A 12,078-nucleotide genomic window follows, 5' to 3' on the forward strand; every position below is an offset into this window, starting at 1 on the left:
TCACTTCTCCTTGGTGAGTGCGGTGAGCTTCTTGTCGATGGCCCGGACCTTGTTGATCAGGTCGCCGAACAGGGTCCGGCCGGACCAGTAGTGCGCTGACGACTTCGGGTCAGGCGAGTAGTTCGCGCTGTCCTTCGGTGCGTCAAACGTGTCCTTCGACAGGAGCCGGTCGACGACCGCGTCCGCGATCCGTTTCACGTCGGCGTCGCTGAGAGCCACGTCGTCCTCCTTCGGGGGGTTCGTCTTGGTGTCGCCCTTCGCCAGGGCGATGACCCGGGCAAAGTCCATGGAGCCGGGATCGCCGTGGTCGTTCTCGGGGACGTGCTGGTGGCCGCACCACCCGGTGAAGGTCCGCCACGTCGACATCGACATGCGTGCCGGGCTCGCCCCGTAGGAAGCGGGGGTCACCCCGGGGCGGCGGGAGTCCTTGCCGTAGGCCAGCCAGTCCTTCACGCAGGTCAGCGGCACACGGTGGTAGTCGTGCAGCCATCGCACCAGCCACGCCACCTCGGCCAGCGCCCACTCCGGGGCGTCCGGCCAGTAGATGTAGTCGACGCCCGACGTCTTCCCGCCCCACGTCTTCGCGTTCTTCGCGTCACAGGTGCCGACCAGTTCGATCTGGAAGACGTTCGCCGTGTTCGTCTCGACGCCGCCGAGCTTGTTCATCAGGGCGCGCGCCGACTCGTCAACGTCGTAGTGCTGGTACCAACGGATCTTCTTAGCCTTGAAGTCCGGCAGCCCGGTGACGGTCGGGGCCTGCGCTCCGCCGCCATAGGTGGGCACAGTGCGGCCCTCGGTGGTGTGGGCAACGCCGCAGTTGACCTCCATGTCCGAGCCGGAGTAACGGCCCGTCCCGTAGAAGTACGCCTGCGACGCGCCCGGGATCTTCTGCGGCCCAGTTCTGGCCATCGTCATGCCTCCACAGGGGTGTTGGGAGTCCTGCACCAGGGGCGGACGACCAGCTGCCCGTACCCCGCATCGACGGCCAGGGTGTCCTTGCCGCCGTTCGCCTTCCACGCCGTGCTGTGCGCGTCCGCACGCAGCACGATCACCATCCGGTGACCCGGCGGCCAGTCGTCCGGCACCCGGTACCAGCGGCCGATGTGCAGCGGCATGTGATGCCGGGTCGGGTCCACGTTGTCGCCCATCAGGTGGGATACCCGCCACCACGGGCCAGCCGACCGGGCCGGGTCGGTGTAGCTGTACGCCCACAGATGCCAGCCCACACCGATCGTGTAGCGGGTGCCACCGGGGTACCCGCAGTCGTTCGTCACCCGGGCATCCCCGCTGATATCCAGCGCATCCCCCGGCGACAGGGGACCCGTCACCACCCGGTACAACATCCGGTACGTATCCGACGGCAGGTCCACGGGAATCGCCGTGGACTCCAGCGTCTCCGACATCAGCGGCTCAGCAGGGCTCAACGTCGTCGTCATAGTGCTCCGTTCACAGCATGCGGGCGAATCGCGGGGACAGGCCGATCGAGCCGCCGTTCCCGTTCCGACCGCCCGTCGTGGCACCCGCCGTACGGCGGGTCTGGATCTGCAAGAGCACCTCCTGGGTGCCCCGGTACGGCAAAAGATCAAGGGTGGTCGCGGCGTACTGGACGGTGTAGTTCGCGACCACCGACCCGGACCACACCACCGCCCCGCCCAGCAGCAACTGCCAGGCCCCGCCCGTGTTCACGCTGGCCACCTGGTCGCCGACCAGCGCCAGCCCGATCGACAACCCCGCAGTCCGCGGGGCAAACGTCGTCTCCCACAGGGTCGTGAACGCGGTCGCATCGGAGAACGCCAGCGCGGTGAACGCCGTCGGATACAGCGGGAGTTCGTCCCGCTCCGCACCCGACCGGCGCAGCTGCGCCACCTCCTCCTCCAGCCGGGCCAGCCGGGCCGGGAAGCTCACGTCCCTCACGCGCTGCGGCATGTCACACCGCCCCGCACGTCAGCCGGACCCGCTCCGGCCCGGACCGGGCGGTCACCTCGATGCTCATGATGCGGAGCACCCCCTCCCGGCCGACCGGTGTGCGCGGCTCGGGGTCGATGACGAACAGGGCTTCGTCGCCCACGCTGTAGCTGCCGAACTGGGGGTCGCTGTCCGCGCTCACCTCGAACACCGGCTGCACCTGCGCACTGCCCCGGGCCGTGAGCTCGGCCGCCGTCAGCCCGTCCAACTGAGCCTGGTCGATGACCCCGTCGTACGAGGTGACCGATTCCAGCAGCGGCCACCCGGAGGCGAGGAGGTCCGTGTCCTGCGCGACCGCCTGCACCTTCGCTTCGCCGGTGCCGTCCCCGAGGCCGGTGACCTCGGTGGCCATGTCGACACCGTTCTCCGGCCACGTGTAGTCGAGGATCGACGAGCCGGGCCCGCCCTTGGAGAACACCAGCCCGGAGTCGGCAGCGGCCCGGCCGCGGCGTGGGAACCACGTCATGGCTCGCCGGTACCGGGTGGGCGGCATGTTGCCCGCGACGGGGTTCCAGCCCACGTCGATGCCGAAGTCGAACCCGTTGTCCGCGGCCGCGAGTTCCGCGATGGACTTGTAGATCTGGGGCCGCTCGTACCCGAAGTACGTGACCGACCGGGCCACACCGTGCGCCGGCGCCGTGAGCTGGGCGGTGGACACCCCGATGTTTCCGCCGGGCTGCGAGTGCGCGTACTGGAGCAACGACCACACGATGTACTTCTGATCGCTGTACAGGCGCTGCCCTGTCGGCACGTAGGCCGGGTTCAGGATGACGCTGGTGTCCGTGGACAGGGTCTGCTTGACGTGCCGCTTCTCGTAGTACGACAGGAACTCGGCGGCCTGGATCTGCTTGCCGCCCTGCGCCAGTTCCCGTGTCCACACGATGCCGCCCCACACGATGACCCCGTCCCGGTCCACGTACAGGGATGTGCGCGACGGGACCGACGCAGCATCCGGGCCGAGCGACAGCGTCTCGTCCGAGTACGGGATCGTCCCCGACAGGGTGCCGATGCCGTTCAGTTCGGTGGAGTACCGCACGTCGGACATCGGCAGCTCTGCGAGGAGTTCGTCCGTGAGGAGGTCGCAGAACAGGTACGTGTAGGTGTGGCCGCCATCGGGCATCAGTTGGCCCTCCCCAGCACGCCGTCGAGCTGGACCCACCCAGCGGCAGTGATGGCCACGGAGCCGTTCGTCAGGACGATCGCCCCGGTGCTGGGGTTCACGGCCAGGCGGGCGTAGTTCTGGGCGACGCTGGTGCTGGCCACGCCGCGCACCCAGTACGTCATCGACGGGATCAGAGCAGCCGGGATGGTGCCCACCGACGCGTTGGCCCCGGGGTTCACCGCCACACCGGTCATCAGCCCGGACAGCTGGAGGACCCCGTCGTGGGTGATGCGCGCGGAGGGTGTCCCATCGCCCGTCAGGCCCGTGGCCGCCCACGACCCGGAGAGCACGATCGGCGCCCACGCGGTGGCCTTCGGCACCAGCGCCGCCGTCGTCCCGTCCTGCTTGCCGTAGACGAACGCGTCCAGGTTCGTCTGGTAGAACACCTGCCCCGGGTGCGGGCGGGCCGGAGTCACCGACGACGCCACTGGCAGAATCCCGCCCGACGCCACCGTGTACACCCGGACGTCCGTGATGTTCCCGGCCGCCACGCTGGTCTGCGACGGGCCGATTGCCAGGTCCGCCAGCGGCACACAGTTCGGTGGCAGAGTGCCCCGCACTGTCGCCCCGGCCGATGCCGCGTACGGCCCCTGGATTACCTCCAGCCGCCACTCCGACACCGAGCCCGCATACTCCGCGTCGTACACCGACGCGACAACTGTGTCCTTCCGGTACTGGCCGGCCCCGCCCGCAGGCGCCACCGACAAGGTGACGTCGCCGTCATTCGCGCAGACGTACACGCCCTGCCCGCCGGTGTCCCGCTGGTCCACGATGACGAATCCGCCGGAGACGATCACGGTCATGTTCGGGGTGCCCGCAGCCCGCACCTTCAGCTGGTACTGCTGGTAGCTGGGCTTCACCCCGGAACGTACCCGCATCGGGGACGCCTCGTCGGACGGGTTCCCCGGATATCCGAGCAGCCCGCTGAGCGCCAATCGGTCGTTGCGTGCCGGGTACGACGGGGCCTGCTGCCACGCCGGGGGGTTGATGACGGCCATCGCTGGCCTCCTTCCTCTACAGGCTGGTGTCGCGCCAGGTGGCAGTGAGCAGGGACTGCTGCCCCGGAGAACCCGGCAACGCCGACCCCCGGTATGCCAGTTCGTTCGACCCGGGCAGGAGCAGCGGCCACCGCGACCCGGCCCGCACCCACGACCGGCGCGGACTCGTCCCCATGTAGAGGACCGCCCGGGTCCTCGTATCGATCAGGAGGTACTCGCCCTCCTGAAGCACCGCGTCCACCGTGATGACGGACCCGGTGTTCACCTGCTCAATCGTCGGGTTCGCGACCGGCCCGTCCAGCCGCAGCACCGGATAGGCAGGACTGTCGCCGCGGTTGTACGCCGTGATCCGCCCCGACTGGCCCGGCGCCCCGTACGACCGGGGGTGCACCAGCGGGTACGTGCGGCCGGCCGCCGGGGAGTACGCCGTCGTGGACGTGGACCGCTCGTCCAGCCCGTACAGGTACGGGTCGGCGCAGTACAGCTCCAGCGCGGCGGTCCCGGTGCGCCACAAGTTCTCGGCGTCGTATGGGATCGACCGGCGCCGGATCTTGCCGTAGACGAGGGCGTCCTGGTCCAGGAACTGCATCGGCGCCGGTGTGCTCTGCGGTTGCGTCGCCGCGCGCAGAGCCAGCGTGAGGTCGCGGAGTTCGTCCGGTGTGTCCGCCCGGAGTCCGAGGCCGATCTGGATGCCCCGGGGCCCGGTGGTGTCGGGGCCGGTGTAGTCGCCGTGCTGCCCGGGGCGGTCCATGTCGTCGGCTCGGATGTCGGGCATGTCGTCGAGGCCCTCGATCGCGGTGACGTGGTACCGGGACCCGGGGCCGAAGGTGAGGGTGCCCCACTGGATGCGGCCGATTCGCTGCTGTGCCATCAGCCTCTCCGTCCGACGAGGGCGTCCCACGACAGGGCGTGGAGGATGCCGTCCGGGGTGGCGTCGCCGCCCTGGAGGTAGAAGTTGTTCGTCGTGTCCCCGCCAGCGCCCGCGTATGCGGCCGAGAGCTGGCCAGGGGCGGGGATGGTCGACATGGCTCGGGACGCCACGTCAGCGGCCCCCACGGCAGCGCGCGCCATCGACGCGGACGCGGAGGCCACCGCCTGCCGGGACCGCAGCATCCCCTCCCGGAGACCGGCCCCGGACATCTCGCCGATCCCCATGAACACACGCGACGGCGACTTGATCTTCAAGGCCTTCTTGATGGCCTTCACCATCGCGTTGGCGATGGCGGTCATCTGCTTCTCGATCGCCTTCTGCTGCTTCTTCAGCCCGTCGACCAGACCCTGGGCCGCCTTCACCCCTGAGTCGTAGAGAGCACCCGCCACAGTCGTGCCGGTCTTCGACGCCGTTTTTGCGAGCTGCGCCTGCAACTCGTTGATGCGCTTCAGCTCCGCCGGGGTGGCCTTCGAGAGCGCGGCCGCCGTGGCCGCACCCCCATCGACACCGGCATCCGCGGTGTCACCCAAAAGGTCGGACCGCAGCCCGGCCTTCTTCAGCTTGGCCAGGTTCGCCCCGAACTCCTGGGCCTTCTTCACCGCAACCTGGAGCCCCACCGTGATCGCGGTGACGGAGTTGACCAGGCTGAAGCCGGTGGTGATGTTGGCCTCACCCAGGATGCCGGCCTGGATGTCCGCGCCCTTCTTCGCGCGCGCGGACACGATGTCGTCCAGCTTCTTCTGCGCCGTCTTCAGCGAGGCGGCGACCTTGTCCCGGGCCTTCGCCAGAGACAGCAGCCGCTTGTTGTCCTTCTCCACCCGGCTCAGCAGGGCGGCCAGGCCGGGGACCTTCTTCTTGTTGGTCTTGTTGATCTCGATGGCCCGCTCAATGCGGTTCGTGATCGAGGTGAGCGTCGACTTCAGGCGCGGCGTCGTGGCCGTGATCCCGTCGATCAGGCCCATGATGATGGACCGGCCCGCTGGGGTGAGGAGCGTGGCGTCCTTCCGCTTCGGCCCCTTCCAGTCCGGGATCATGCTGGTCAGCTCACCGAGCTTGGACCGCACCGCACCGATCTTCGACTGGATACCCGAGATCAGACCAGTGATCAGCGAGGCGCCAGCACCGACAAGAACGCCGCCAAGGTTCCCCAGCGCCCCGGGAATCCGGGACCGCAGCGACGCCACCTCGGCAACCGCCCGCGTACCCATCTGCACGAGGCCGAGTAGGAACCCGGCCGCCGCCGACCGCGCCCGGGCCGGCAACGCGGCGACCAGCTCGCCCACCGCGGACAGCACCCCAGCCACCGTGGTCGTGATGGCCGTGGTGACGTCCGCCTTCAGGGTCGCGAAGACCTGCCCGGCGAGCTGCCCCGCCTTGCTGAAATCGCCCTTCAGCAAGGCGCCCAGGACCCGCAGCGCGGGCAGCACGTACCCGGTGATGACGTGCGCGAACGCCTCCAGCGCACCGGCCAGGATCATGATGATCCCGACGATGGACGGGCCGAGGATCGGCAGTAGTTTCCCGCTGACCGTTGTCGCCAGTTCCAGGATCTTGAACGTCACCGGGGCGACGGCAATGGCGAGCTCGGCGAGCTGCACCGCCATCTGCGTCAGGTACGGGGCCGCGTCGGCGAGGATCTGGGTGAGCTGTGGCAGGACCGTCTCCGCCAACTGCACGAAGCTGGGCAGGGCCTGCTGAAGGATCGGCCCCAGCGACGCCAGAACCGGCACCAGCTGCGCGGAGAGGTTCGACGCCAGCTGCTGCACGAACGGGGCCGCCGCAACGAAGATCGCCGAAAGGGCCGACAGGAGCGGCAGCAGCGCGGGCAGGGTGGCCACGATCAGATCGGCCGCCACGTCGACCATCGGCAGCAGCGCGATGACCAGATCCCCGACGGCTCCGGCCGCCGCCGACAGCACAGGTCCGAGCGCGGTCAGGACCCGGCCCAGCCCGGCGCCGAGCGCGGTCACGAGCAGCTGCACCGGCGGGGCGAGAGCCTCAACAACGGGACCAAGTACGGCGAGCGCCTGCCCGAGGAGCGGGCCGACCGTCGTCGCGACCACCCGCATTGTGTCCGACAAAGCCCGCAGCGCCCGCTGGAACCCGTCCGTCCCGGTCGCTTCACGAAGCGAACCGGTGATGGTCTCCAGGGTGCTGAACAGCCCCTCGCCGCTCGCGGTGACGCCCTTGAACAGGTTCCCGAAGATCCCGACGACGTTGCCGATCACACGGCCGAGCTGGCCTAGCAGGCCGATCGCCCTCTCGATCGCCCGTTCCATCGCCCCGGATTCGAACGCGCGGGTCATCCGCGCGGACAGGCGGTCCAGTGCGCTGCCGCCCCGCTTCGTCAGCCGCTCGAACGCCGGACCGGCCGCCGCACCCACCTGGATGAGGCCCTGCACGATCGTGGCCGGAAGCGGGATCAGGTTGTACAGGCCGGTGGTGGCCGAGTCCAAGGCCTTACCGAGCGTCCCGTTCTTCGCCAGCCCTGTGGCCGTGTTGAGGACTTGGCGGCCCATCCGGTTGAGGGCACCAGCTGACGTGGTCAGCGCGAGCGACAGGTCCGGGCCAGCCGCTTTCGCGGTCTGCTTCAGGGACTTACCGAGGCCCTCGAACAAGTTGCTCTGGACGCGCAGCTTGAGCTTGTCGAACTGCGGGCCGAGGCCGCGGATCGTCTCGACGAACGACCTCGCAGCCGGGGCCAGGCGCTTCAGGGATTCGGCGTACGCCTCCGCCGACTCGGGGTCGAAGGCGTTTTTCAGGGCGTCGCCGACACCCATCATGCCGATCTTCAGGGCCCCGGCCGCGAGCCCGACGGCCAGCACACCGGTCGCGGCGAGCCCGGCAGCCGGGGCGATCTGCGCCAGCGCGGACAGCACCCCGGCGAGGAGCGGCACGATGCTGCCCACGGCGGCCCCCGCTGCGGCAAACGGTGCGGCGAGCCGCCCAGCGGCGCCGACCGCCCGGCCGATACCCGAGACCATCGGCCCCAGGTTGATGCCGCTGGCCATGGTGGAGAGCCGGTTGCGGATGCCGCTGGTGTCCAGGTCGTTGAGCGACCGGTTGGCGTCGCGGACCATGTTGCGGATCTGGCGGCGGGTGACCGCCTGCGCGAAGCGCAGCCCGTTGATCAGTGGGGTCAGGTTGAGCCGGATGTTGCCTGTGAGGTCCGGGTCATCGGACATGTGCGGTCACCTCCCGTCAGGTGCGGCGCATGGAGGCGAATCCGAGGAGGGATTCACCGCCAGCGGGTGTGGTGGGCCTGGACTCGCCCGCTGCTCCGGTCGCGTGCCGGTGCTGGTCGGCCAGTGCGAGGAGCTGGGCGAGGGTCAGGTGCCAGAAGGCGTCATCTGTGCGGCCGAGGGGGACGGTGCCGAGGTAGTAGAGCTCGTCCCACGGAAGGTGTCGGGAAGGGCTACGTCGGTATACGGCCCCGTCGGGGCCTCCGCTTCCCCCTGGGGGAAGGCCTCCGCAAATGCGGCCGTCATGGCGTTGGTGAGCTGCTCGAAGGTGCTGAAGTCCAGGAGGTCGCCCAGCTCACGGCGGTCGCTCGCACGGACGTAGCGGACGGCGGTGACCTCACGGACGTCCCTGCTGGTCTTGCGCCCGTCGGGGGTTTCCTCCCGCACGGTGGACACCCGCTCGGTCATGTGCGGCACGAACCCGCCGCTGCCGGTGAGCCCGGCGCCGATCAGCTCCAGCATCGGGCCGATGATCACCCCGGACATTCCGCCCTTGCCGTCGATCTGCTCGAAGACGGAGAGGACTCCGTCGATGCCGCCGTGCCGCTGCTCCAGCAGGGCCAGCGCGCCGAGGCTGTAGCGGAGTTGGGCGGTGGTGCCGTCGGTGAACGTCACGGTGCGGCCGAGGCTGGTGAGGGGTGCGGGGCTGCTCATGCGGGGCTCCTGGGTGAGTGCCGGGTTTCGGCCTACGGGAGGGTGGGCCGGGCGGGCGGCGGCGTAGACGGAGGTCCGCGCACCCGCCCGGGGATCAGGGGGTCGCAGCGGTCGGGATCGCGGCAGCGGTTTCGTGGATCTCGACATCGACCCACTCGCCGGTCGAGATGAGCGGCACGGCGCGCGCCTCGTTCTCGATCGTGCGGTAGTCCTCCTCCGCCAGGCCGAGGCCGGGAAAGCTGGACATGATGCACTTGAAGAGGGTGAAGTACACGTCGCCGCCGACGAGATCGCCGCCCGAGGTGGGGGTCTTTCCGACGATCTTGTATGGGAGGGGCTTCGCGCCCTGCTTCAGCGACCACTTCGACTTCTGCGCCGGAGTCGTCCCGGAGTCGGTGACCGTGCTGGACACGAGCGCCTTCAGCACGTCCAGCGACAGCTTCGCGTGCGGGTACGACACGGTCACGTTGGAGATCGACGAGTCCGAGTCCAGGAGCCCGTTGTCACCGCGGAGCTCCTTCACCTCCACGTCGCCGGAGATCTCCATCGACTTGATGCCGGGGACGTCGATGCCCTCCCCGTACGCCGGGGTGCCCCCGGCAGGGTCGGAGAGCAGCGGAAAGATCTTGCAGTCCTCGACTGCGTACAGCTTGGTCACTCGGCTGAGCGGCATGATCAGTTCCTTCCTGGTGCCGGGGTTCGGCCCGGACGGTGGGCTACTCGGTGCTGGTGCTGCTGGACCATCCGCCGGTCCACGGCGGTGACTCCGGCTCAGGGACAGGGATGAGCTCGGCGACCGCGCCCGGGATCAGCGCGGCCAGCGCTTCGCCGCCGTGCCCGGCGCCTTGCGGCGGGATGACCCCGTCGACCAGCCACCACGAGACCCCGGGGCGCCCGGGCGTTTCGTAGACGCTGACGAGTCCGTCGGTGACCCCGCCGGCCGGATCGATGCGGACGACGGTGGCGCCGGGCCGGGGCGGCCAGTCGGTGCCGAGGTAGGACAGGACGTCCTCGCGGGGCATGGCGTAGAGGGTGACGTCGGTCATGCGGGGGTCACCTCCGAGCGGAGCAGCACGCGGTGGATGGCGAGGGTGATGGAGGCCCGGACCCGGTTGTCGCTGATCGGGAAGCGGTCGATGTCGGTGACGCGCACTGCGGTGACCTTCGCGGGGTGCGCGGGTAGGCCGTTGCCGTGGAGGGCGTGGGCGATGGCCTCGGCCAGCCCGTACCGCTCCACCGCGCGGGCGGTCCCCGCGGTGGCCTTCGTGCGGGCGGCCTCGATCAAGTCGACGGCCACCTTCTCGACGATGGTCAGCTCGGCGTCCGGGTCGCCGAAGTCCCCGTTTGCGGTGTCCATCGAGATGCCGAGCGCCTCGGTGACGACGATGAACGGCGGGGCCTGTCCCTCGCGGGGACCATCGCGGAAGACGGGCACCCCGAAGGCGAGGGACTCCAGCCGGGCCTTGATCGCACCGGACGTGGTGGCGGCCATCAGCGGACCCTCCGTCCGGCACGGGCCAGCTCCTCGCGCAGCCACACCTCAGCCATCGCGATCGCGGGGGCCAGGAACGGGTGCGGGGCGGTGCCCGGGTGGTCGACATACGCCACCGGGTGCGGGGCCCCCGGCCAGTACAGGGCGGCCTTGGTGCGCGGGTAGATCCGGTGGGGGGCGGTGCCGTACTCGACATGCTCCGCGTAGTCCACGTTGGTGCCGACGGTGACGTCGTACGTACGCCCGCGATCCTCGGAGCGGGACACGATCGACGAGCGCAGCCGCCCGGTGTCGACCGGCGCCCGGCGGCGCGCTTCGTTTTGCACCCGGGTCCCGGTACGGTCGGCGGCGCGCTTCGACTCGGTCGAAAGGCGGCCGACGAACCGGCGCAGCCCGCGCTCGAACTGGCGGGCGTCCATGCTGAAGCTCCCGGAGACGGCCATCAGATACCGCCGATCATGCTGTGCCCGCGGTTGAGATAGCCGACCAACAGGGCGTCTACCTGCGTCGATCCGGTGGACGCCGACGGGGCGACGGGCGTCGCCTCCTCGTCGCTGGTGTTCTCGATGCGGACGTTGTTGCCCTCGTCGTCCACGTCGAGGCCGGGCCCGGCCGTGCTGTCCGCGTCGGACGGGGCAGCGGCGGCCTGGATGTGCGCGGCGAGGAGGGCGCACGCCTGGGCCACCAGCGGCGGCACCTCGGCGAAACCGAACGTCCCGGTGATGCGGGCCTGTTCGGCTCCCCACCGGTCGAACAGGCCACGCCACCCGCCGTTGTACGACTCGGCCCCGGCCACGAGGTCGTCCCAGCCGCCCCACCGCAGGTGCACCGCGTCCACCCCACCGAGCACCTCGGACGACGTGACCCGGTACGCCGACGACGGGAGCCACGGCCCGTCGTCCGTGCCGACGACGGGCTGAACCGACGTGACCGTGCGGACGCGGCGCGGGAGCAGGGCTGTCCCGTCCGGCGCCACGTCCGCCACCACCACCGCCACAGTGGGCTCGAAGAACTGCTGGGTGTAGGCGGTGATGCGCTCCGTGGCAGCGCTGATACACGCGGCGACCTCACCGTCAGTGCCGGTGCAGCCCGCGTCTTTCGCCTGGTCCACGGAGCAGTACGCCACAGGTCAGCCCTCGCCGTCCTGCTCGGCCGCGTCCAGCTCGCGCCGGGCGCCGGCCGTGACGACCTGGCCCTTCACTGCGATTTGCCGGGCGTAGCCGCCGGGGTGGGTGTGCACGACCGGGCCGGTGACGCCGCCGGTGCCCGCGCCGTCGAGCGCCCGGAAGGCGTCCTCGGGGGCGCGCTGGCCGATCTCCCAACCGGTGCCCGCGTCGTACTCCTGGGTGCGGACGGTGGCCGCCGGGACGGCGTCCTTGTCCTGCTCGGGCTTGCTTCCGCGTGCTGCCATGTCAGCTACCTCCGATGACGCCGCGCGTCCGCAGGGCGGCCAGCAGCGCGTTGTACGCGGTCGTGACGGCCGCGAGGTTGGCGAAGTCCGGGGACTGGTTGTTGATGACGGGCTTGGTGCTGCCGTCCATGAGGGCGGGCGACGTGCCGATGACGCGGAGCGTCTCGGTCTCCTGGTTCGGTACGCGGGTTCCGCCCTTGGTGAGCGTGACCTGCTTCGTCAC

General features: G+C 70.2%; 15 protein-coding genes. All 15 read right to left on the reverse strand.

The window, feature by feature from the left end; translation table 11 throughout:
* On the reverse strand, positions 1-909 hold the full coding sequence (locus tag GTY67_RS26080; protein ID WP_161280467.1) for a hypothetical protein: 909 nt from the start codon (positions 907-909) through the stop codon (positions 1-3).
* A gap of 2 nt (positions 910-911) precedes the next feature.
* On the reverse strand, positions 912-1,436 hold the full coding sequence (locus tag GTY67_RS26085; protein WP_161280468.1) for a hypothetical protein: 525 nt from the start codon (positions 1,434-1,436) through the stop codon (positions 912-914).
* Between the two features lie 10 nt (positions 1,437-1,446).
* Positions 1,447-1,914, reverse strand: a complete 468-nt coding sequence (locus tag GTY67_RS26090; RefSeq protein WP_161280469.1) for a hypothetical protein — start codon at positions 1,912-1,914, stop codon at positions 1,447-1,449.
* Positions 1,915-1,927: 13 nt separating this feature from the next.
* Positions 1,928-3,085, reverse strand: a complete 1,158-nt coding sequence (locus tag GTY67_RS26095) for a hypothetical protein (RefSeq protein WP_161280470.1) — start codon at positions 3,083-3,085, stop codon at positions 1,928-1,930.
* The gene (locus tag GTY67_RS26100) at positions 3,085-4,125 is read right to left on the reverse strand and encodes a hypothetical protein (protein WP_161280471.1); all 1,041 of its coding nucleotides are present in this window, start codon (positions 4,123-4,125) and stop codon (positions 3,085-3,087) included. Before GTY67_RS26100 ends, GTY67_RS26095 begins: the two co-directional genes overlap by 1 nt.
* A gap of 16 nt (positions 4,126-4,141) precedes the next feature.
* The gene (locus tag GTY67_RS26105) at positions 4,142-4,996 is read right to left on the reverse strand and encodes a phage tail domain-containing protein (protein WP_161280472.1); all 855 of its coding nucleotides are present in this window, start codon (positions 4,994-4,996) and stop codon (positions 4,142-4,144) included.
* Positions 4,996-8,241 carry a hypothetical protein gene (locus tag GTY67_RS26110; protein ID WP_161280473.1) on the reverse strand — a complete coding sequence of 1,082 codons (3,246 nt, stop codon included), beginning with the start codon at positions 8,239-8,241 and terminating at the stop codon, positions 4,996-4,998. The genes GTY67_RS26105 and GTY67_RS26110 overlap by 1 nt, the downstream gene beginning before the upstream one ends.
* A 144-nt stretch (positions 8,242-8,385) precedes the next feature.
* The gene (locus GTY67_RS26115) at positions 8,386-8,952 is read right to left on the reverse strand and encodes a hypothetical protein (RefSeq protein ID WP_161280474.1); all 567 of its coding nucleotides are present in this window, start codon (positions 8,950-8,952) and stop codon (positions 8,386-8,388) included.
* A 94-nt stretch (positions 8,953-9,046) separates the two neighbouring features.
* Complete coding sequence (locus tag GTY67_RS26120) at positions 9,047-9,625, reverse strand: phage tail protein (RefSeq protein ID WP_161280475.1); 579 nt, start codon at positions 9,623-9,625, stop codon at positions 9,047-9,049.
* A 43-nt stretch (positions 9,626-9,668) separates the two neighbouring features.
* The gene (locus tag GTY67_RS26125) at positions 9,669-9,998 is read right to left on the reverse strand and encodes a hypothetical protein (RefSeq protein WP_161280476.1); all 330 of its coding nucleotides are present in this window, start codon (positions 9,996-9,998) and stop codon (positions 9,669-9,671) included.
* Positions 9,995-10,444 carry a hypothetical protein gene (locus GTY67_RS26130; protein ID WP_161280477.1) on the reverse strand — a complete coding sequence of 150 codons (450 nt, stop codon included), beginning with the start codon at positions 10,442-10,444 and terminating at the stop codon, positions 9,995-9,997. Before GTY67_RS26130 ends, GTY67_RS26125 begins: the two co-directional genes overlap by 4 nt.
* Positions 10,444-10,863: an HK97-gp10 family putative phage morphogenesis protein gene (locus GTY67_RS26135; protein WP_237502922.1), complete on the reverse strand. Its 420-nt coding sequence runs from the start codon at positions 10,861-10,863 to the stop codon at positions 10,444-10,446. Before GTY67_RS26135 ends, GTY67_RS26130 begins: the two co-directional genes overlap by 1 nt.
* A gap of 23 nt (positions 10,864-10,886) precedes the next feature.
* On the reverse strand, positions 10,887-11,555 hold the full coding sequence (locus GTY67_RS26140; protein WP_202462352.1) for a hypothetical protein: 669 nt from the start codon (positions 11,553-11,555) through the stop codon (positions 10,887-10,889).
* A gap of 18 nt (positions 11,556-11,573) precedes the next feature.
* The gene (locus GTY67_RS26145) at positions 11,574-11,855 is read right to left on the reverse strand and encodes a hypothetical protein (RefSeq protein ID WP_161280480.1); all 282 of its coding nucleotides are present in this window, start codon (positions 11,853-11,855) and stop codon (positions 11,574-11,576) included.
* Between the two features lies 1 nt (position 11,856).
* Positions 11,857-12,078 carry a hypothetical protein gene (locus GTY67_RS26150; protein WP_161280481.1) on the reverse strand — a complete coding sequence of 74 codons (222 nt, stop codon included), beginning with the start codon at positions 12,076-12,078 and terminating at the stop codon, positions 11,857-11,859.

Origin of the sequence: Streptomyces sp. SID8374 (assembly GCF_009865135.1) — a bacterium.
Taxonomy (GTDB): Bacteria; Actinomycetota; Actinomycetes; order Streptomycetales; family Streptomycetaceae; genus Streptomyces.